The sequence below is a fragment of the Hyphobacterium marinum genome (assembly GCF_036330325.1).
Classification (GTDB): domain Bacteria; phylum Pseudomonadota; class Alphaproteobacteria; order Caulobacterales; family Maricaulaceae; genus Hyphobacterium; species Hyphobacterium marinum.
On sequence record NZ_JAZDRO010000003.1, the window covers coordinates 129,483 to 150,431 of the forward strand.

Annotated in this window: 23 protein-coding genes; 8 read left to right on the forward strand and 15 right to left on the reverse strand. The window is 63.8% G+C overall.

Features of this window, described 5'->3' with window-relative positions; genetic code table 11:
- Positions 1-633, reverse strand: coding sequence for a trimeric intracellular cation channel family protein (locus V0U35_RS08355; protein WP_330196239.1), 633 nt, complete (start codon positions 631-633; stop codon positions 1-3).
- A 146-nt stretch (positions 634-779) separates the two neighbouring features.
- Here V0U35_RS08355 and V0U35_RS08360 point away from each other — a divergent pair, with 146 nt between their 5' ends.
- Entirely contained in the window at positions 780-1,106 is a 327-nt protein-coding gene (locus V0U35_RS08360) for a hypothetical protein (RefSeq protein WP_330196240.1), read from the forward strand.
- Between the two features lie 63 nt (positions 1,107-1,169).
- Here the strand turns inward: V0U35_RS08360 and V0U35_RS08365 are convergent, their stop codons facing one another.
- The 3 genes from V0U35_RS08365 to V0U35_RS08375 are packed head-to-tail and all read right to left on the reverse strand — an operon-like array spanning position 1,170 to position 3,543.
- Complete coding sequence (locus V0U35_RS08365) at positions 1,170-2,186, reverse strand: TIGR00341 family protein (protein ID WP_330196241.1); 1,017 nt, start codon at positions 2,184-2,186, stop codon at positions 1,170-1,172.
- Positions 2,187-2,193: 7 nt separating this feature from the next.
- Positions 2,194-3,069, reverse strand: a complete 876-nt coding sequence (locus V0U35_RS08370; protein WP_330196242.1) for an NAD(P)-dependent oxidoreductase — start codon at positions 3,067-3,069, stop codon at positions 2,194-2,196.
- Entirely contained in the window at positions 3,070-3,543 is a 474-nt protein-coding gene (locus V0U35_RS08375; RefSeq protein ID WP_330196243.1) for a flavin reductase family protein, read from the reverse strand.
- An 83-nt stretch (positions 3,544-3,626) separates the two neighbouring features.
- Here V0U35_RS08375 and V0U35_RS08380 point away from each other — a divergent pair, with 83 nt between their 5' ends.
- The 7 genes from V0U35_RS08380 (at position 3,627) to V0U35_RS08410 (ending at position 11,326) form a co-directional block, all read left to right on the forward strand.
- Complete coding sequence (locus V0U35_RS08380) at positions 3,627-4,538, forward strand: flagellar motor protein MotB (protein WP_330196244.1); 912 nt, start codon at positions 3,627-3,629, stop codon at positions 4,536-4,538.
- A 76-nt stretch (positions 4,539-4,614) separates the two neighbouring features.
- Positions 4,615-6,447, forward strand: a complete 1,833-nt coding sequence (locus V0U35_RS08385; RefSeq protein ID WP_330196246.1) for an SLC13 family permease — start codon at positions 4,615-4,617, stop codon at positions 6,445-6,447.
- Positions 6,448-6,503: 56 nt separating this feature from the next.
- Positions 6,504-7,274 (forward strand): arginyltransferase, encoded by a 771-nt coding sequence (locus V0U35_RS08390; RefSeq protein WP_330196247.1) that lies wholly within the window; start codon positions 6,504-6,506, stop codon positions 7,272-7,274.
- A gap of 1 nt (position 7,275) precedes the next feature.
- Positions 7,276-8,403 (forward strand): TRAP transporter substrate-binding protein, encoded by a 1,128-nt coding sequence (locus V0U35_RS08395; RefSeq protein ID WP_330196248.1) that lies wholly within the window; start codon positions 7,276-7,278, stop codon positions 8,401-8,403.
- Between the two features lie 3 nt (positions 8,404-8,406).
- Positions 8,407-9,186, forward strand: coding sequence for a TRAP transporter small permease subunit (locus V0U35_RS08400; protein ID WP_330196249.1), 780 nt, complete (start codon positions 8,407-8,409; stop codon positions 9,184-9,186).
- Between the two features lie 6 nt (positions 9,187-9,192).
- On the forward strand, positions 9,193-10,785 hold the full coding sequence (locus V0U35_RS08405; RefSeq protein WP_330196250.1) for a TRAP transporter large permease: 1,593 nt from the start codon (positions 9,193-9,195) through the stop codon (positions 10,783-10,785).
- Positions 10,778-11,326, forward strand: coding sequence for a GNAT family N-acetyltransferase (locus V0U35_RS08410; RefSeq protein ID WP_330196251.1), 549 nt, complete (start codon positions 10,778-10,780; stop codon positions 11,324-11,326). Before V0U35_RS08405 ends, V0U35_RS08410 begins: the two co-directional genes overlap by 8 nt.
- Here V0U35_RS08410 and V0U35_RS08415 read toward each other — a convergent pair.
- The 11 genes from V0U35_RS08415 to pyrE all read right to left on the reverse strand — a co-directional run bounded on the left by V0U35_RS08415 (position 11,323) and on the right by pyrE (position 20,949).
- Entirely contained in the window at positions 11,323-12,135 is an 813-nt protein-coding gene (locus tag V0U35_RS08415; protein WP_330196252.1) for a hypothetical protein, read from the reverse strand. The genes V0U35_RS08410 and V0U35_RS08415 overlap by 4 nt on opposite strands.
- Positions 12,136-12,182: 47 nt before the next feature.
- Complete coding sequence (locus V0U35_RS08420) at positions 12,183-13,211, reverse strand: M48 family metallopeptidase (protein ID WP_330196253.1); 1,029 nt, start codon at positions 13,209-13,211, stop codon at positions 12,183-12,185.
- A 9-nt stretch (positions 13,212-13,220) separates the two neighbouring features.
- A complete protein-coding gene (locus V0U35_RS08425) occupies positions 13,221-13,775 on the reverse strand; it encodes a LemA family protein (RefSeq protein WP_330196254.1) in 555 nt (184 codons plus the stop codon).
- A 53-nt stretch (positions 13,776-13,828) separates the two neighbouring features.
- Positions 13,829-16,171, reverse strand: a complete 2,343-nt coding sequence (gene parC / locus V0U35_RS08430) for a DNA topoisomerase IV subunit A (RefSeq protein ID WP_330196255.1) — start codon at positions 16,169-16,171, stop codon at positions 13,829-13,831.
- 79 nt (positions 16,172-16,250) lie between these two features.
- Positions 16,251-16,982: a DNA repair protein RecO gene (gene recO / locus V0U35_RS08435; protein ID WP_330196256.1), complete on the reverse strand. Its 732-nt coding sequence runs from the start codon at positions 16,980-16,982 to the stop codon at positions 16,251-16,253.
- Between the two features lie 207 nt (positions 16,983-17,189).
- Positions 17,190-18,140 carry a GTPase Era gene (era, locus tag V0U35_RS08440; RefSeq protein WP_330196257.1) on the reverse strand — a complete coding sequence of 317 codons (951 nt, stop codon included), beginning with the start codon at positions 18,138-18,140 and terminating at the stop codon, positions 17,190-17,192.
- A gap of 4 nt (positions 18,141-18,144) precedes the next feature.
- Entirely contained in the window at positions 18,145-18,816 is a 672-nt protein-coding gene (gene rnc, locus V0U35_RS08445; protein ID WP_330196258.1) for a ribonuclease III, read from the reverse strand.
- Positions 18,813-19,223, reverse strand: coding sequence for a holo-ACP synthase (gene acpS / locus V0U35_RS08450; protein WP_330196259.1), 411 nt, complete (start codon positions 19,221-19,223; stop codon positions 18,813-18,815). The genes rnc and acpS overlap by 4 nt, the downstream gene beginning before the upstream one ends.
- A 192-nt stretch (positions 19,224-19,415) precedes the next feature.
- Positions 19,416-19,610 carry a hypothetical protein gene (locus V0U35_RS08455; RefSeq protein ID WP_330196260.1) on the reverse strand — a complete coding sequence of 65 codons (195 nt, stop codon included), beginning with the start codon at positions 19,608-19,610 and terminating at the stop codon, positions 19,416-19,418.
- On the reverse strand, positions 19,607-20,365 hold the full coding sequence (locus V0U35_RS08460) for a pyridoxine 5'-phosphate synthase (RefSeq protein ID WP_330196261.1): 759 nt from the start codon (positions 20,363-20,365) through the stop codon (positions 19,607-19,609). Before V0U35_RS08460 ends, V0U35_RS08455 begins: the two co-directional genes overlap by 4 nt.
- Positions 20,362-20,949 carry an orotate phosphoribosyltransferase gene (gene pyrE, locus V0U35_RS08465; protein WP_330196262.1) on the reverse strand — a complete coding sequence of 196 codons (588 nt, stop codon included), beginning with the start codon at positions 20,947-20,949 and terminating at the stop codon, positions 20,362-20,364. The genes V0U35_RS08460 and pyrE overlap by 4 nt, the downstream gene beginning before the upstream one ends.

Here is a 20,949-nt window from a genome sequence, read left to right on the forward strand (position 1 = left end):
CTACTCCCCCAGCTTCCCTATCGGCGGCAGCGACCATTTGAAAAGGATCGCGCAGCCGCGCAGTCCAAAGGCGAGCAGCGCCGCGCCGACGGCGGCGAGACTGGCATCCGCGCCAAGCGAAACCGCGCCGATATAGGCCCCTGCGCCGGCCAGCGCCGCGAGCGCGTAAATATCTTCTTTCAACACAAGTGGCACGTCATTGACGATGATGTCGCGGATGAGACCGCCGAACGCGGCGCTCATCACACCCGTCAGCGCGGCGATGGACCAGTGCGCGCCGACCGCCAGGCCGGCCCTTGCGCCGATGACGCAGAACACGGCGAGGCCCGCCGCGTCAGCCCAGACGAGCGCGCTGCGGCGGCTCGCGAGTGCCTGCGCCCAGGGTGACGTATAATAGCCGACAAGCGCGCCCAGCAGCGCAACACCGAAATACTCGGGGGTTTCGATCCAGTAGACGGGCAGTTGTCCGAGAAGGATGTCGCGCAGCGTTCCGCCGCCCATGCCGGTCACCGCGCCGACGATCAGCGCGCCAAAGGGATCGAGTTCTTTGCGCGCTGCCAGCATTCCGCCGGAAAAGGCAAAAAGACCGACACCGGCATAATCAAGAATGGCGAAAACCAGTTCGACATTCATTTCGGCTTATCTCCGTATCCGGCAAAAAAAGTGATTTGAAACCCGGGCCGACTCACGCAGTGTATTTTCGCGTACCCGGCCCGGGATTCAAAAAACCGCCGCGTGACGACGGCGCACCCCCGGCCCGTAACACAAAGGGGAGAATTATGGGACTGAATAAAATTATCTGGCTTGTCGCGGCACTCGCGGCAATCGCGTTTGCCTTCTTCACGTTCGAGTATGCCGCCCTGATCCTGGCCTTGCTGGGCCTTGCGAGCGGGTTCTTCGTGGTCGGAGACCACCGGCGTTCCTTGCTGATCGCGGCCATCTTCCTGATTGCCGGCGGCAACGCCGCGCTGGGGAGTATCCCGGCGGCGGGCGAGTATATCACCGCCATTTTCGGCAATTACGGCGCGGTCCTTGGTGCCGCCTCGCTCATGGTCATCGTCATGGCGACCGCCGAGCGCCTCATCCCCGGCATGGACAGCAAGTAACGCCTCAACGATGCCTAACCTGAAAACCCCGTCTGCGGCATTGGCAGGCGGGGTTTTCTGGTCTCAGGGCAGGACTTCGACCGGCGCGATCCGCCAGGCGATGACGGTCAGCACCAGGATACACACCGCCCAGACGCCATAATTGATAAAGACCGAGCGCTTGGCCGACCGGCGCTCCAGCCAGGTCCGCGGCCTTACCCCCTTCACGCGGAAAATGAAGAGGGCGGCCAGCAGTACGCTGACAACATTGATAGCCAGCAGGAGTGCCGCCCGCAGGGCCAAGCCCCACTCGCCATCGCCGAGGAAGATGCCGACCGCCGCCGAGGGCGGCAACAGCGCCACGGCGACCATGACACCGACCAGGGCGCTCGACACGCCCGTCGAGATCGACAGGGCTGCCGCCGCCCCGGCGGCGAGAGCCAGGGCCACCGCATCCACGCCCACGAAAGTGCGCGAGACGAGCTCGTCACTTCCGAGATTGGCCGAGATCGCCGCACCGAGCGCCATGGCGACAAGGAGGCCTACAACCAGGCCCGTCATCGCCGTGCGGGCCGATTTCAGCATCAGGTCAAGATCGCCAAGTGCGGAGCCGAAGGCAAAGGCCAGGATTGGCCCCAGGAGCGGCGCGATCACCATCGCCCCGATGACCGCGGCGACATTATTGGCGTTGAGACCGAGCGCCGCCACGACGGCGGATAGCGCTGTCAGCAAGAGGAAATCCCGGTTGAGGACCGCGCCCTTGGAAATGTCTTCGTAGAGCTCTTCGCGCAAGGCAATCGTTTTGCGGTGCTTCTTCTGGGCCTCGTCTTCGGCCGGCTCTTCTTCGGGTTTCTCCTCGGCCGGCAGGGATGCTTCGATGGGAAGCACGACCAGCCGCCAGTCCGTCTCGTCCGCCAGCAGGGACTGGACCGCATCGATCGCTTCCTGCCCGTCCCCGGACCGGAAGACCAGACGCAAGAGTCGGCGGCCGCGTTCATCGGCGGGATCAAGCCGGTAATCGACCGGCTCGGCGCGCAGGCAGGATTTCAGGAGAGGCTTGGTATCGACACTTTCGGGAAAAGTGATCTCGATGAGCCGCATTGGCGTCTCAGCTCCGTTTGGTTCCGGGTGATTCCAGCCGCGCGATCAGGCTGGACGTATCCCACCGGTTCGCGCCCATCGCCTGGAGCTCGGCATAGAATTGGTCGACCAGCGCCGCGACTGGAAGCCGGGACCCATTCTCCCGTGCCTCTTCAAGTGCAATACGAAGATCTTTACGCATCCAGTCAATCGCAAAGCCGAATTCGAATTCGCCTCTTTCCATCGTCTGCCAGCGATTTTCCATTTGCCAGCTTTGGGCGGCTCCCTTGGAAATCGCGGAAATGACCTTCTCCAGATCGAGACCCGACCGTTTGGCGAAATGAATGCCCTCCGCCAGTCCTTCCACGACACCGGCGATGCAGATCTGGTTGACCATCTTGGTCAGCTGACCCGATCCCGCCGGCCCGATCAGCGTGACGGCCTTGGCATAGGCGTCCATGACAGGCTCTGCGCGAGCAAACACGTCCGGCTCTCCGCCGCACATGATGGCAAGCTGGCCGTTTTCCGCTCCTGCCTGCCCGCCCGACACCGGCGCATCGATGAAGCCGATATCGCGGCCAGCGGTTTCTTCGGCCAGCGCCCGGGCCAACCCGGCCGAGGCGGTGGTGTGATCGATGAGGATGGCACCGCGTTTCATCGCCGGCAGGGCAATGTCGGCGACCGCGCGGACGTCCGGGTCATCACCCAGGCAGAGGAACACAAAATCCGCGCTGGACACGGCTTCCTCGACGCTGCCCGCCGCCTTGCCATCATGGCGAGTGGCCCAGTCCTGCGCCTTGGAGGCGGTCCGGTTCCAGACGGTGACAGCATGCCCCTTGGTGGTCAGGTGTCCGGCCATGGGAAAACCCATGACCCCAAGCCCGAGAAATGTGCATTCGGCCATCTAATCCTCCACCGAGGCCCGGCCGTAGCGGCTGCGGAAGAAGGTCAGTGCGCCCTCGTCCGCCCCGCAGTCGACCTTCATGACCTCGCCAACGATGATATCGTGATCGCCGCCGGGATGGACGGCGTAGCGGCGGCAATGCAGGCGCGCCAGCGCGTCCTTCAGGACAGGCGCGCCCTCTCCCTCCAGATCCCAGTCGGCCGGATCGAGCGCGGCATCCAGCGCATAACGCGGGGCAAGGTCCATCTGGGTGTCGCGCAGGATATTGATCGAAAAGTCTTCGGCCGCCCTGAACGCTGCGTAGCGCTCGGTGTCGCGTCCGACCGACCACAGGATAAGCGGCGGTTCGAGCGAAACCGAGGCGAAGGAGTTCACGGTCATCGCCAGCGCCGCACCCTCATGACGGGCGGCCACCAGCGTGACACCTGTTGGGTAGCGGGACATGGCGTCGCGAAATTCGCGCGGATCGACCAAGAAGACCTCCGAATCGGCGATTGAAACCGGACCTTAACCGTAGCCGGGTTAAAAGCGCCCCGGGTGGTAAAAGGGTAGAGCGCATGGCCGGAGATCAAGCGGTCGTCATCAAGAAAGTCAAGAAAGGCGGTGACCACGGCCATCACGGCGGCGCGTGGAAAGTCGCGTATGCCGACTTCGTGACCGCGATGATGGCGTTCTTCCTCTTGATGTGGCTCATCAATACCACGACCCCGGAACAGAAGCGCGGCATCGCCGACTATTTCGCGCCAGCAAGCGTTAGCCCGTCCACGTCCGGTTCGGGCGGTGTGCTGGGCGGTACAGCGCTCGGTGAAGACGGCGCGCAAAGCCAGGGGTCCTCGGCGGTTATCGAGCGGCTGTCGCCGGACGCGCAGCGCGACACGCCGAGCGATGAGCAGGTTCAGCCCGATCCGGCCCAACAATCGACCTCCGCCGATATCAGCGCGGACGCGATGGCCAATGCCCTCGCCCGCCGCGAAGAAGCCGAATTCCAGAGCGCCGAACAATCCCTGCGCCAGGCGATGCAGGACATGCCCGAGCTTGCCGAGCTGTCCAACCACATCATCATCGAGCAGACGCCCGAGGGCCTGCGCATCCAGCTGGTCGACCAGGAAGGCCGCCCGATGTTCCGCCCAGGAGCCGCCGAGCCGAACGACCGCGCCATCGTCCTGTTGCGCGCCGTTGCAGAGATCGCCAGCAATCTGCCCAACCGCCTGTCGATCACGGGGCATACCGATGCCGGACCGAACCCGTCGGCGACCTACACCAACTGGGAATTGTCGGCTGACCGCGCGAATGCCTCGCGCCGCATTCTCCAGCAGTCGGGCCTGTCCGATGACCGGATCGCGGAAGTCCAGGGCAAGGCCGGGTCAGAACCCCTCTTCCCGGATGATCCGACCCTGTCGGGCAATCGCCGCATCTCGATCACGCTTCTGCGTGAGGCCCCCGTTCTCCCGCCCGGTCACGGTCTCTAGCAGACCGTTCGGCCGGGCTGCAGGTCTCGCCAAAATCAGCACATGCACGAGGAGAAAATCCCGCTAAGCTGACGGGATGATCGAATCTAGCGCACCCTATCTCTGGCAGATGTGGGCCATTCTGGCCGCCGTCGGCGTCGCCATTATCTTCTACATCTGGGAGCGCTATCCCATCGAGGTCGTATCGGCGGCCGTGGTGGCAGTCGGCCTCCTCTTTTTCCAGGTTTTCCCTTTGCCTGAAGGCAATCCGGGCGCGCGGGACATCCTGGCCGGCTTCGCCAACCCGGCCCTGATGACGATCATGGCCCTGCTGGTCGTCGGACAGGGCATTTTCCAGACCGGGGCCATGGAAGGCCCGACGCAGCGCCTGCTGGAGTCCTATGAAAGCCATCCGATGACGACATTGTTGTCGATCTTCGGTTTTGTCTTCGTGGTCAGTGCCTTCATCAACAACACACCGGTCGTGGTGATGTTCATCCCGATCCTCGTAGCCATCGCCGGGCGGATGGGCAGCTCGCCGTCCAAGATCATGATCCCGTTGAGCTATGTCTGCATCCTTGCGGGCATGACCACGCTGATCGGCTCGTCGACCAATCTCCTCGTCTCTGACAGCCTGCGGACACTGACCGGAGACGGACTGGAATTTTTCAGTCCGACGGGCCCCGGCCTGATCCTCGCCGGCGTCGGGGTCGTCTATTCCGCCTTTGTCCTGCCGCGCCTGCTTCCGGACCGCGCGACCATGGAGAGCGAGATCGCCGGCGGCGATGGCAAGCAATTCATCGCCCAGATTGAAGTGACGCGCGATCATCCGCTGGTCGGAAAGTCGCCGGTGGCCGGCATGTTCGCCGACCTGCCCAACATGACCGTGCGCATGATCCAGCGCGGTGAACACGCCTATTTGCCGCCATTTGACGAGATCGAGCTGCGCGCCGGAGATCTCGTCATCGTTGCCGCGACCCGCAAGACGCTGTCCGACCTCCTGTCCACACGCGCCGAATTCCTGCGCGGGCTGCTTCAGACCGCAGGGCCGGGCGAAGACCCGACGCCTGGCGAAAGACTCGCCCTGTCCGAGGCGGTTGTCCCGCCGGGCTCACGCATAACCGGACGAACGGTTGAACAGGCCGGCTTCCGGAACCTCACCGATACGGTCGTCCTGGGCGTCCAGCGCCGGTCGCGCATGATCCGCAAGAAGATGGGCGAAATCCGGCTTGAGGCCGGCGATGTCCTGCTGTTGTTCGGAACCGCCGACGCCATGCGCCGTCTGCGCAACGACCGCGACCTGCTGCTCATGGCATGGGCAACGACCGATCTGCGCGACCCGCGCCGGGCCACGGCTTCGCTGGTCATCTTCGGTGGCGTGATCGTACTCGCCGCAACCAATCTTCTGCCCATCGTCCACGCGTCGATATTCGGGGCTGTCGCGATGATTGCGACCGGCTGCCTGAATGCCCGCCAGGCGGCACGCGCAATCGACATGCGCGTCTATTTGCTCGTCGGTTCGGCCTTCGCGCTCGGCACGGCCCTGCAGTCGACGGGTGCCGCCGACTTCCTGGCCAGCCTCGTCGTCGGGATATTCGCGCCTTTCGGACCGGTGGCGCTTCTCTCCGCGCTCTTCATACTCGTAGCGCTGTTGACGAACGTACTCTCGAACAACGCCACGGCGATCCTGTTCACGCCCATCGCAGTCGGGGCCGCCAACCAGTTCGGGGCCGACCCGATGCTGTTTGCGCTGACGGTACTGTTCGCGGCCAATACCTCGTTCGCGACCCCCATCGGCTATCAGACCAATCTGCTGGTGATGGGCCCCGGTCACTACAAGTTCGCCGACTACATCAGGGCCGGTGCGCCACTGGTCGTGATCATGTGGATCGTCTTCACGGTCTATGCAGCCGTTCGTTTCGGGATTTGAGGCAGAATGGCTAGGCTCGTGAGGACATTTATTCGCCACGCCCAAGGACAGCCGACGTGACGCATCCGTTCTCGACACGGCAAATCCCCTTCTTCCTGACCGCGCCAGGGCCTTGTCCCTACCTGCCCGGCCGCGAGGAGAGGAAACTCTTTACCCGGCTTGATCCGGGCGAAGGTCCGGCGCTGAACGATGCACTGACCCATGCGGGTTTCCGGCGCTCACAGTCGGTGCTCTACCGCCCGGCCTGCGAGGGCTGTCATGCCTGTCAGTCGGTACGCATTCCGGTGTCCCGGTTTGAATGGACCCGCTCGGCCAAGCGTATCCTGAAGCGCAACGCCAATCTGGAGCGCGAGGAAACCGTCGCGCAAGGAACGGCCGAGCAATATGACCTACTGTCCCGTTATCTCGATACCCGTCACGGCGATGGAGACATGGCCGGGATGAGCTTTGCCGACTATCTGATGATGGTCGAGGACGGGGCCCAACGCACCGACATCGTGGAATACCGCGACGAGACAGGCCGGCTGCGTGCCGGTGCCCTGATCGACCGGTTGAAGGACGGCCCGTCCCTGCTCTACAGCTTCTTCGATCCCGATGATCAGGCCCGCAGTCCTGGACGCTTCATGATCCTTGATGCGGTACGCTGGGCGCGGCAGAACGGGTTCGAGCACGTCTATCTGGGCTATTGGGTGCCCGGCAGCGAAAAGATGGACTACAAGGCGCGGTATCGCCCGGTCGAGGTGCTCACCTCGTCAGGCTGGCGCGACCTGGAACAGGTAACAACGGAGGACGCCGGGACCGAACCCGGTGCCGGACAGGGGGAGTGAGATGGACCGTCGGACTTTCTTGAGCGGAGCCACCGTGGCGGCCGCAAGCGTGGCCACGGCATGTGGTCAGGGGACGCAGGATTCCAGCGACAGCGCGCCGGCCGCACCGGCGGTGAACCGAAATCGGACGCGCCAGTTGCGCATGGTCACGACCTGGCCGGCCAATTTCCCGGGCCTTGGCACGGCGGCGGACAATGTCGCGCGCTTCGTCAACGAAATGTCGGGCGGATCCCTGAATATCCGCGTCTATGCCGCGGGCGAGATCGTCGGGGCGTTCGAAGCCTTCGATGCCGTCTCGACCGGCACCGCGGACATGTACCACGCCGCCGAGTATTACTGGCAGGGCAAGTCGCCGGGTTTCAACTTCTTCACTGCCGTACCGATGGGCATGACCGCTCAGGAAATCATGGCCTGGTGCGAGTTCGGCGGCGGTCAGGAACTCTGGGACGAGCTGGCCGGCGAATTCGGCGTCAAAGCCTTCCAGGCAGGAAACAGCGGCCACCAGATGGGCGGCTGGTTCAAGCGCGAAATCAACACGCTGGAGGATTTTCGCGGCCTGCGCATGCGCATTCCCGGGCTTGGCGGCAGTGTGTTACGCGAACTTGGTGGTGCCGCCGTCGCCCTTTCCGGCGGCGAGATCTACCCGGCCCTCCAGAATGGAACGATCGACGCAACCGAATGGGTCGGTCCGTGGAATGATCTGGCCTTCGGCTTCTATCGTGAAGCGCCGTATTACTATGGACCGGGTTTCCATGAGCCGGGCTCCTGCCTCGGCCTCGGCATCAATCGCGGTGTCTGGGACAGTCTAGACAGTGACCACCAGGCCATCATCCAGGCGGCCTGCCGGGCCGCGAACAACCAGTCGCTCGCCGAATTCCAGCATCAGAACGCCATTGCGCTCGACGTGCTGCGCAATGACCATGGCGTTCAGCTGCGCGCCTTCAGTGACGATATCTGGCGGCGGGTCGGAGCCATCTCCGAGCAGGTTGTCGCCGACGTGGCCAATGCCGACCCGCTGTCGCGGCGCATCTATGAAAGCTATGCCGAGTCCCGCCGCCGCAGCCGGGAATGGGGGAACGTCTCCGAATTCCCCTACGCACAGAAACGCGAACTCGTCCTCGGCGGCTAGGCCATGCGTGCCGGCGACATCCTGCTGCTAGTGATCATCGCCGCGACAATCGCGGTGTTGCTGATTGACTCAGTGACCGGCGGCGCGCTCTCGGCCTGGTCGGAGGCCAATCTGCATTCCCTGTCCGTTCGTGCGGGCCGGATGCTGTCCATGGCGGGGATGTTGCTCAGCGTCCTGCTCCTCATCCCGGTCCTCGCTGCGTTCTGGGGCCGGTTTGCCGGACTTCCCGCGAGTACGGAAGGCGGGCTGCGCGGGGCAATCAGGACGCTGGACGCGATCAACACGACGGTCGGCGACATGGCGCGCTGGTTCGCGCTCGCGCTCGTTATCGTCACGGCCACGGTCGTGATCCAGCGTTATGTCTTCGGCATCGCCTCGACCAAGCTGCAGGAATCCGTGATCTATTTTCACGCCCTGCTTTTCCTGCTCTCGGCCGGAGCAACTTTGCTCGCCGACGGTCATGTCCGTGTCGACATCCTCTATTCGAAGATGAATCCGCGAAAGAAGGCGTGGACAGAACTCGCCGGCGTCTATCTGGCCCTCATACCGATGTGCTGGCTGATCCTCTCGGCATCCGGCCCCTATGTCAGCGCCGCCTGGCGGATCTTCGAGCGTTCCCGCGAAAGCGACGGCCTGCCGCTGGTCTTTCTTCTGAAGACCGCCATCCCGGTCTTCGCGGTGCTCCTCATGATGCAGGGAGCCTCCATGGCCGCACGCGCAGCGCTGACGATCTCAGGCCGAACGCCGCCCGTGATGGGCAAAGCTCCGGAACAGGAGCTCTAGACGGTCATGGACCTGCTGATCAGCCTCCTGCCCTTCCTGATGTTCATCGCGGCGTTCGCCGCATTGCTCCGGGGCTATCCGGTTGCCTTCACACTCGCCGGTGTCGCCATCGCCTTCGCCTTGCTGGGCTGGTGGCTCGGCATTTTCGACCCCATCCATTTCCGGGCGTTCCCGCAGCGCATCTACGGGAACATGATGGAGATGGACAAGCAGATCCTCGTCGCGGTCCCGCTCTTCGTCTTCATGGGCGTGATGCTGGAAAAATCCCGCGTCGCCGAGGAATTGCTTGAAGCCATGGGCACGCTCTTCGGCACGCTGCGCGGCGGGCTCGGCATCTCGGTCGTCGTTGTCGGCGCATTGCTGGCTGCCTCGACCGGCATCGTCGGCGCGACTGTCGTGACGATGGGCCTCCTCTCCCTGCCCACCATGCTCAAGCGCGGCTATTCGCCCGCCCTCGCCTCCGGGTCGATTGCGGCGGCCGGAACACTCGGCCAGATCATTCCGCCGTCCATCGTCCTCGTCCTCCTCGGTGACCAGCTCTCGAACGCCTATCAGGAAGCACAACGGGCGCAGGGCATTTTTGCGCCGGATATCGTGTCCGTTGGTGACCTGTTCGCCGGGGCGCTCATCCCCGGCCTCCTGCTGGTCGCGGTCTATGTCGGCTACCAGATCGTCGTCGCCACCCTCAATCCGAAGGCCGCCCCGGCTGCGCCCGCCAGTGAAGGCGCGACCGATTGGGGCAAGCTGCTCCATGCACTCGTCCCGCCCCTGGCCCTGATCGTCGCGGTGCTCGGCTCGATCCTGGGCGGTCTGGCGACGCCGACCGAAGCGGCTGCCATCGGTGCGGTCGGGGCCACCTTTATCGCCGGTGTCCGCAATGCCGGCGCAGACCGCAATCCGCGCCGCGGGCAGATCATCAGCGCGCTGGGTGCCGCTGCGCTCGTCGGCCTGATCGCCCTGACCTTCTTCGTCGATCTTCGCCTCGGCCGCGAAGAGGCCAGTGGCGGCGATCAGGTTGGTATGCTGCTCGCCTGGGGCCTCGTCGGCCTGCTCATTCTTGGCGCGGGCTGGGCACTTTACCGACTGAAGCGCAATGGCGTTCTCGATGAGGTGATGACCTCGACGGCGCGTATTTCCTCGATGGTTTTCGTTATCCTGATCGGGGCGTCGCTCTTCTCGCTCATCTTCCGGGAACTCGGCGGTGACGCGACGGTTCAGGCGGCGCTCGAAGCCGTTCCGGGCGGCAAGTGGGGCGCGCTGCTCGTCGTCATGGCGGTAATGTTCGTCCTCGGCTTCTTCCTGGATTTCATCGAGATCACCTTCGTCGTCGTACCAATCGTCGCGCCCATCCTGTTGATGATGGGGATCGACCCGGTCTGGCTCGGCGTCTTAATGGCGCTCAATCTCCAGACCAGCTTCCTGACGCCACCCTTCGGCTTTGCGCTCTTCTACCTGAGAGGTGTTGCGCCACCTGAAGTCACGACCGGCGCGATCTATCGCGGCGCAGCGCCCTTCGTCGCGATCCAGATCGTCGTCATTGGACTGGTCGCCCGCCTGCCATGGCTCGCCACGGCCCTGCCCGGACTGCTGTATGATTAGGCTGCCGGGCCGGGGTCCGGCTGACATCCCAATCATCGCGACGGACCGCCTGACCTTGCGCGGGCACCGGCTTTCCGACTTCGAAGCCTCCGCCGCGCTCTGGGGCGATGAACGCACGACGCAGTACATTTCCGGCAAGCCGTCGACCCGGAGCGAAAGCTGGGCGCGTTTGCTTCGCTTCTTTGGCCTGTGGGCGATGCTCGGCTATGGCTATTGGGCGGTCGAGGAAACGGCGACAGGCGACTATGTCGGCGAAGTCGGCTTCGGTGACTTCAAGCGCGACATGGTCCCGGACATTCACGGTATCCCGGAAGCCGGCTGGGTGCTGAATGCCCGCCATGGCGGTAAGGGCTACGCCACCGAAGCGGTGATGGCCGCCCTGACATGGGGCGAAACCGCGTTTTCAGGGGCGCAAACCGTCTGCATCATCAAGGCGGACAATCTCGCCTCGATCCGGGTCGCGGAAAAGTGCGGCTTTGTGCTGGAGACGGTCACAGAGCTGAATGGCAATCCGACCCGTCTCTACCGTCGCCTCCCCTAGCCTCCTGTGGTCGTCAGTGCGGTTTCGAGCCTGGTCAGAAAGCGGTTGACCTCCCCCATAGTCAGACGGTCTGCCAGCACGTCGCAGTCGAAAACCGGCGTTGAGGCCAGGCTATCGCGGTAGGCGATCACCGCTGTCCGGTAGGCTTCATGGTCCATGCCGGCCAGTTCGCGGATCCGGCGCGAATAATCCTCCAGAGCGGTACGGTCAGCCCCCTCGGTTTCCAGCGCGTCGAACATCGTTTCGACATACGAGAGATACAGGTCGGGACGATCGCCGATGATGTCGGGCAAATGACCAGCAAAGGCGTGACCATAGAGCTCGCCATAGGCGCGGCCATCCGGGCGGGTATGGGCAAAACTGTCGCCAAGCGCATGCAGCATCAAGCCGGTCGTCCAGAAATACTCGGAATCGTCCGGGCGCGCCAACGCGATTTCGCGTGCCAGGCGTTGGCGGCGGGCGACCACGGCCGACGCATCACCGCCGTGCAGGCTGTGCAGCACGGCAATGATGCGATGCCGGTATCCCCAGTTCGTGACGGAGCCCCAGAACGTGACCGGTGGCGCGGAAAACCGCAGCCATATGTCATCAGCGGCCTGATTGTAGAAGGATAACAGCGCCGCATCATTCGGGCTGTGTCCCGCCATGAGCGCGACAATATAGGTCGTGTCCTGGTGCCCGTCCCGGCCGTATTTGGGATAGGAGGATGGCGGTTCGCAGGACGGATTGCTGGTCTGGTAAACGGGCGTGGCGCAAGCCGTGAGTGCGAGCGCCGTCAACAGGCCCGAGAAACGCTTAAGCTGTGTCATGGAACTTCCCCTTGCCGCACCCTAGCGGGGAAGAGCGGTAATAGCGACTAAACTTCCAAAGCTGCCGATTGCGGCATGCGCCGTTCCCCGCCGGCATAGTCGATCAGCGCCTCGATCCGCTTCTCGATCGGTGGGTGGGTCGCAAACCAGCCGGCAAAACCCGTATGCGGGTTCTCGATCATCATCTCGCGTACGCCTTCGGGCGCGTCCTCGATGGCGGCACGGCCAGAAATCTTTTCCAGCGCCGAGATCATCGCGTCGGGATTGCGGGTCAGTTCGACCGCCCCGGCATCGGCCATGTATTCGCGCCGCCGCGACAGGGTGAAGCGGATCGCGATGGCGAGAATATACGTCAGCGCCACAATCGCCATGACGATCAGGATGATGATGATGGCATTGCCGCCACTGCCGCGCCGCGATCCGCCGACCCGCGAGAACGCGCCGTGCAAAAGCCCCCGGAAGGCGATCTGTGCCACGAACGAAAAGATGCCGACGAAAATCACCGAGATGACGAGCAGGCGCACATCCCGGTGGCGAATATGGCTGAGCTCATGGGCGAGGACAGCTTCCAGTTCCTCGCGGTTCAGGGCCTGCATCAAGCCGCGTGTCACCGTCACCGAATACTGTTTCTCGGTCAGCCCGCTGGCATAGGCGTTCATTTCCGGGCGTTCGATGATGCGTAGCGCCGGCATGGTAATACCGCGCGAAATACACAGATTTTCCAGGAGGTTGTAGAGTTCGGGCTCCTCGGAACGCTCGACTTTCTTCGCCCCTGTGGACATGTCGATCATCTTCTGGTGGCCAAACCAGGCGATGACAAACCAGACAAGGGCGACGGCACCCGAAACGGCGAGCATGGCTGGCCAGGCCGCCAGCGCCCCGTCCCAATCGATCAGCGGAGCGGAGGAGTAGCTGCCATCTTTCCCATAGCTGCCACCGCCGTCCGTGGCCCCGCCCAGCAGGATTGCGGCCGCGAAGGCCAGAAGCGACAGCAGGAGCGGAAACCCGGCCAGCAGCAGCAGGGATTTGAGATTATTGTTCCAGATATGGGTGCGAAGGCCGGCCGCGCCCAGCATGCCCGAAACCTAGAAGCTGACCGACGGCGCGTTTTCCACCGCGGCGCGATCAGTGACTTCGAAGAAGTCGCGCTTTTCAAAGCCGAACGGCCCGGCCAGCAGAACCGCCGGGAATTGCTCGACCGCCGTGTTGAATTCGCTGACGGCGTTGTTGAAGAAGCGGCGGGCCGCGGCGATCTTGTTTTCCAGATCGGCGAGCTCGTTCTGCAGCGAGAGGAAATTCTCGTTGGCCTTCAGGTCCGGATAGGCTTCCGACAGCGCGAAAATCTGGCGCAGCGCCCCGGTGAGCATGTTTTCCGCCTGGGCCTGATCCTTCACATTGTCGGCCGAAACCGCAGCCTGACGGGCCTGGACGACCTTTTCCAGCGTCTCCTTCTCGTGGCTGGCATAGCCTTTCACGGTGTTGACGAGGTTGGGGACGAGGTCCTGGCGCTGTTTCAGCTGGACGTCGACATCGCCCCACGCCTGGTTGGTCGTCTGACGCAGCGCCACCAGCCGGTTGTAGATACCGATGATGAAGAAGGCGACGACGCCAACGACGATTAAGAGAATGATCCATTCCATGGTGTGCTGGTCTCCAGTAACGATCCGGGCCCGGTGCCCTGTTGTCCTACTAGTTAGGATGAATCGGCGACGCGCGCCATAACTGCGGGGTCACGCGGTGCAAAGCGTGAGGTCTTGGGGAAGCCCTTGGGCTGCAGCTTGCCCGCCTGGGCCCGCTTGCCGGTCCAGTTGCGCCAGTCCTCCGCGGTCTGCCGGCGGCCCGCCCCGTCTATCCAGGACAAGCCGTCTTCAGCGGCAAAGACCGTCGCGTCGGCCAGCATCGCGCCCTTCCCGCCCAGCAGGCGGACACCCTTGCCGCGCGTCATTTCCGGCAAATCTTCCAACGGGAAAACCAGGAGTTTCTTGTTCTGCCCCAGCACGGCGACATGATCGCCCTCGACCGGGGTACAGACCACGGCCTCACCGTCGCCGACATTGAGCACCTGCTTGCCGCCCTTCTTCGACGCGAAGACGTCAGCCTCCTTGACGATAAAACCGTTCGCCGCCGCTGACGCGACCAGCAGGCGGCGTTCGGGATCGTGCTTGAACAGCGCCACCGGGTCGGCGTCCTCGGGCAGACCGGCATGCAGGCGCAGCGGTTCGCCATGCCCGCGCCCGCCGGGCAGTTTCGAGGCATCGATGGCGTAGAATTTCCCGTCAGTGGCAAAAAGGATCAGCTTGTCGGTGGTTTCGCACTTCACCGCGAACATGGCCCGGTCGCCCTCCTTGAAGGCGATGGCGGCGATGTCGTGGCCGTGGCCTTTCAGCGCCCGGACCCAGCCCTTCTCCGAGATGACCGCGGTCACCGGTTCGCGCACGATCAGGGCTTCGGCAACGGCATCTGCGGTCGTTTCGGGCGCATCGCCAAAACGCGTGCGGCGCTTGCCGAGCGGCGTGCGTGGGCCGAACTCCTCGGCGACCGCGCCGATCTCGGCATCGACCTTAGCCCATTGTTCTGTTTCCGAACCTATAAGTGATTTCAGTTCCTTACGCTCGTCTTTTAATCCGGCCTCTTCCTTGCGGATGGCGAGCTCTTCCAGCTTGCGCAAAGCACGCAGACGCATGTTGAGGATGGCTTCGGCCTGCCGCTCGGTCAGCGAGAAGGTCGCCATCAGCGTCTGTTTCGGCTCGTCCTCGAACCGGATGATCCGGATCACCTCGTCGAGATCGGCATAGACGATGATGTAGCCGGCCAGTACTTCGAGCCGGTCTTCCACCTTGGCAAGCCGGGTCTCGGCCCGGCGCACCACGACTTCGCGGCGGTGATGCACCCAGAGACGCAGCGCTTCCTTCAGACCGATGACACGCGGCGTGCCAGAGGCATCCAGGACGTTGAGGTTGAGCGAGATGCGCACCTCCAGCTCGGTCAGCTTGAAGAGCGATTCCATCAGCAACGACGCCGCGACGAGGCGCGTCTTCGGCTCGATCACGACACGGATGTCTTCGGCGGACTCATCGCGCACATCGTCCAGAAGCGGCAGTTTCTTGCCATCGAGCAGCTGGGCGATGCGTTCGATCAGTTTGGATTTCTGAACCTGGTACGGGATCTGGTCGATGACGAGCCGCCATTTCGACCGGGCATTCAAATAGGCGTCGATGGCGTCGGCATCCATGTCCTTGAAATCGACGCGCTTCCACGTCCCGCCCAGGAATTCCTCCGCCCCCCATTGCGCGCGCAGGCGGAACCCGCCCCGCCCCGTCTCATAGGCCTCGCGGATCGCGGCGCGCGGTTCGACGCAGAGCCCGCCGGTCGGGAAGTCCGGTCCCTGCACGAAATTCATCAGCCCAGCGGTTGTGATCTCCGGATCGGCGATCAGGGCTTGTGACGCCCGGCACAACTCATAGGCATTGTGCGGCGGGATGGAGGTCGCCATGCCGACCGCGATCCCGGTCGAGCCATTGGCCAGCAGGTTGGGGAAAGCACCGGGCAGCACGACCGGCTCTTCGTCAGACCCGTCATACGTGTCGCGGAAGTCGACTGTGCCCTGATCGATGTCCTGGAGCAGCAATTCGGCCGCGCGCGTCAGCCGCGCCTCGGTGTAGCGCATCGCCGCGGCGTTATCGCCGTCGATATTGCCGAAATTGCCCTGCCCCTCGACCAGGGGATAGCGCGAGGCGAAATCCTGCGCGAGGCGCACCATCGCGTCATAGATCGCCTGATCGCCATGCGGGTGGAAGCGGCCCATCACGTCGCCGACAACGCGGGCGGATTTCTTGAACGCCTCCTCAGGGTTCAACTTCAGGAGCCGCATCGTGTGGAGGATGCGCCGGTGGACCGGCTTCATTCCGTCGCGCGCATCGGGCAGCGCGCGCTGGGTGATGGTCGAGAGCGCATAGGCGAGATAGCGCTTGGACAGCGCCTCGTCGAAGGGTTCCTCGAAAATCTCGCCGCCTTCTGGCGTGATCAGCTCGCCCATGTCCTGCTCGTCCCCTGATTCGTCTCCGGATCAGGTTAGAGGCATTGGCCATCGAATGCGCGGGGGCGGTTCAGTCGGTCTAGAGCCGTTCGGCGTCCTTCAGGCGCTGTATCATCCGCTCGCGAGACTCAGGCAGGTCACGGTCGGTTGGCCAGAGGACACGGCGCTGGAGGAAATAGCCGGTCAGCGCCAGCCCGTTGGCAATATCGCCCGCTTCCACACCGGCCTGCGAGTCGCGCAGGAAGCCCGGCAAGGCCAGCAGCTTGTCCTTGTAGGGTTCGGCCTCAGCCGCGCACACCGCCCGGCCCGAACGCGGGCTGACATGGGTCAGGCCGTCGCTGACGCCCGTCACCGCACAGCGCCGCAGGTCAATGCCATAGCCAAGATCGGCGAGCAGGCCCGCCTCCCACCGCACGTAGAGCGCTGGCCAGAGATCGGGGTCTTGAAGCGCGTCGAGAAAGACGTGGAAGGCTGCAAAGACTTCCGGATGCGGTTCACGCTCCGGAAGGGCCGCACAGGCGAGCGCACAGGCGGCATTGAGGCCCGACAGTGCGAGCGGATCGTCCATGAAATCGCCCGCGCGCAGGTGCTCGCCTTCGATGGCGAGATTGCCGAGGTGGTCCTCCAGACGCGCCCGCCAGGTCGCGCGCAGCACGTTTCCGGGCTGCAGGAGCGGCCGCGTCGCGCGCGAACGTCCGCCGCGCACGAGGCCCGCATGCCGACCCTGCGCCTCGGTCAGAAGCTCGACGATAGCGCTTGTCTCGCCATGGGGGCGAACCGCGAGAACGATGCCGGATCCGGTCCATTCCATAGCTGGCTTTCTTGACCAAAGAGATGCCCCGGACAAGCCGGGGCATGACGCGATGTAATCGTAGGAGTGTTCGCGGCACTTTGCGTCACCAATCCGCGTCTCAATGCGTCATTCCCCGATTTATTCGGGGAATCTCATCAGGCATCCCCCCTCCACCGCTTCGCGGTCCCCCTCCCCCGTGAACGGGGGAGGAAAAAGGGAGATGGATCACACATCAAACTCCAGACCCATCGCCGTGTAGCGGTTGCGGTTGTCCGCCCAGCCGGGCTGGACCTGGACATTCAGGAACAGGTGCACCCGGCACCCGAACGCGTCTTCCATGTCGGTGCGGGCGAGTTCGCCGATCGTCTTGATCGTCGCGCCCTTCTTGCCGAGCACGATGGGACGCTGGGAATCGCGTTCCACATAGATCGTCTGCTCGATGCGCACCGAGCCGTCCTTGCGCGGCTGCCAGCTCTCGGTCTCGACCGTCGCCATGTAGGGCAGTTCTTCATGCAGGCGCAGATAGAGCTTCTCGCGCGTGATCTCGGCGGCCATGACGCGCTGCGGAATGTCGGCGGCCTGGTCCTCGGGATAAAGGAAAGGACCTTCCGGCATGGCTTTCGCCAGCACTTTTTTCAGGTCCGCGACGCCGTCACCGGTCTCCGCGCTGAGCATGAAAATGTCCGAATAGACGCCGGTCTCGTGCAGGGCCTGCGCTGCGGCCAGCAGTTCGTCGCGGCGCACGAGATCGATCTTGTTGAGCGCCAGAATGGCCCGCTGGCCGTGATCCTTCAAGCCTTCAATGACCCGGTCGTCATCCTCGACACAGCGCTTTTGCGCGCCGGTCGCCTTGCCCGCTGCGTCGGCAATCCGTCCTGCCGCGTCGATGACATGGACGATCACGTCGGCATCCTGCGCACCGGCCCAGGCGGCCTGAACCATCGACCGGTCGAGGCGGCGGCGCGGCGCGAAGACGCCCGGCGTATCGACAAGGATGATCTGGGCCGCGTCCAGCATCGCCACGCCGCGAACCGGAAAGCGGGTCGTCTGCACCTTTCGGGTCACGATGGAGACTTTCTCGCCAACGAGCGCATTGGTCAGGGTCGACTTGCCGGCATTGGGCGCGCCGATAATGGCGGCAAAGCCCGCGCGGGTCGGTTTGGTTTCGGTGGTCATGGCTTTAGAGCGACTCCCGCTTCAAAAACGCTTCCGCAGCGGCACGCTCGGCCGCCTGTTTGCTGCCGCCCGTGCCCCTTGCCGGCTCATAGCCATCCACGAAGACATGGACAGTAAAGACCGGACGATGGTCCGGCCCGCCGCGCTCGGCTACGTCATAGCGCGGCACCGCGCCGCGCTTGGCCAGTGCCTCCTGCAATTGCGATTTCGGGTTCGCAGGACGCGCGGCGATGGCCTCGATATCGGAATTCCAGCCGCGCTCATAGATGGCTTTGGCTGCGTCCAGCCCGCCATCGAGATAGGCCGCGCCGAGAATGGCTTCCATAACGTCACCGAGGATGGACTCATTGTCCCGACCGTTGTGGGCTTCTTCCGACTTCCCGAGCCGGATGAGGTGACCGACATCAAACCGCCGGGCGACCTTGGCGCAGGCCTTGCGTGACACCAGCGCGTTGAGGCGCGGTGCCAACGCACCTTCGCGGGCGTCGGTGAAGTCAGAGAACAGACGCTCGGCTGTCAGAAGGCCGAGCACCCGGTCACCGAGGAATTCGAGACGTTCATAGGAGTTCTCACGCTGCGCACCGTCCCCGAAACTGGCATGGGTCAACGCGCGCTCGAGCCTTTTGGTGTCGGTGAAGGCATAGCCGAGCCGGTCCTGGAGTTTGGAGAGGTTCACACGCCCTCTCCCGGGCGGATCGCCTCGATCACGACGAAGGCCTGCGCGTAGGGAAAATCATCGGTGATGGTGATGTGAACCAGCGGCTCCATCCCTTCCGGCGTCAGGCGTTTGAGCCAGTCGAGCGCCCGGCCTTTGAGTTCCAGCGTCGGCTTGCCGCCCGGCAGATTGACGACGCCGATTTCCTTCCAGGATACGCCGCGCGCAATGCCGGTGCCGAGCGCCTTGGCCCCGGCCTCCTTGGCAGCATAGCGTTTGGCATAGCTCGCCGCGCGCATGCGGCGCTTGTCGGACTTGGCGCGCTCGATGTCGGTAAAACAGCGGTTGGTGAACCGGTCGCCGAAACGCTCCAGCGACTTTTCGATCCGCCGTATATCCATCAGGTCCGCACCGATGCCGATGATCATCTAAATCCTCAAATCGTCACTGAGATAGGCCGCAATCAGCAAGATGATCACCGGTATGGCCAGATAAGGCCACACACGGTCAAGCGGTAGCGTTCCGATCACATGCCCCAACAGGAACGCAAAGACAAATAAACCTGCCGAAATCAGAAAGGCCCGGCGGCGTCTGACGAAGGAATAGCCCAGAACGGCCATCTAGGATGCAAAGGCGGAAACCGCCAGCCAGACCGGAAAATCGATAAAGCGATATCCCAAAGAGGAGAACGGCCGGGGTTCACCCAGAATTTCTCCGACCAAAGGTGCCCGGATGAAGAACCACGCAGCGAAAAAGAAAATTGCAATACGAGCGGTCGTCGAGCCAATCGAATGATTGTGCTCGAACAGCGTCAAGCCGCCGCCTCGCTGCGGGCCTCGGCGATCAGGGCGCGCATTTTTTCCACCGCCGGGCGAAGGCCGACGAAGAGCGCCTCGCCCATCAGGAAATGCCCGATATTGAGTTCGCGTACTTCGGCCATCGCCGCGACGGGCTTGACCGTGTCGAAGGTCAGACCATGCCCGGCATGGATTTCAAGGCCCCGCCCATGGCCTTCGCGCGACGCTTCGCGCAAGCGGTCGAGATGCCGGTCAACGCGCGCCCGATCGCCTTCGGCAAAGGCCTCGCAATAGGCCCCAGTGTGCAGCTCGACGATATCGGCCCCCATCGCCTCGGCGACGGCGATCTGGACCGGATCGGGCTCGATGAAGAGCGAGACGCGGATGCCCGCGCTTTTCAGCTTCTCCACGAAGGGCGCGACGTGGCGGTGCTGCGCCGCGATATCGAGCCCGCCTTCGGTGGTGCGTTCCTCGCGCTTTTCCGGCACCAGGCAGCAGGCGTGGGGCCTGTGATTGAGCGCGATGGCGAGCATTTCCTCGGTCGCAGCCATTTCGAGGTTCAGCGGCAGGCCGATGTCCTTGGACAGGCGGGTAATGTCGTTGTCGCCGATATGGCGGCGGTCTTCGCGCAAATGGGCCGTAATGCCATCCGCGCCCGCTTCCTCGGCAATATGCGCCGCACGTACCGGGTCCGGGTGCGGCCCGCCGCGCGCATTCCTGATCGTCGCGACATGGTCGATATTGACCCCGAGGCGGACGTAATTCGCGCTCATTTTTTCAGATCCCGGCTGCCGGGTTTGATGGCTTCGGTGCCGGCAAGTTCGGGCGGCAGATTATCGGGCGCGTAGGCGGGAAACTCGACCGTCGCGAGCGCAATCAGCGGCACGCCGACATCGGCCTTGCCGCCCGAGCGATCAACGATACAGGCCTCGGCCAGCACGGTCGCGCCGGTGGATTTCAGCGAGTCGATGCATTCGCGCGACGACAGGCCCGTCGTGACGATGTCTTCCACGACCAGCACCTTGTCTTCAGGCGAGAGTTCGAAGCCCCGGCGCAAGCGGAATTCACCGTCTTCACGCTCGACATAGATGGCTGGCAGGCCCATCTGGCGGCCCATCTCATAGCCCGGGACGATCCCGCCGACAGCGGGCGAGACGATGACGGTCGGGCTGTCCGTCAACGTCGCGCGAACCTTGTCGGCCAGCGCTGCGCACAGTTTCGCGGTGCGCTGGGCATCGGCGAAGACTTTCGCCTTTTGCAGGAAAACCGGGCTGTGCAGGCCCGAGGACAGCAGGAAATGGCCTTCGAGCAGGGCTCCGGCGGCGCGGAATTCATTCAGGACGTCGTCGCGTGTCAT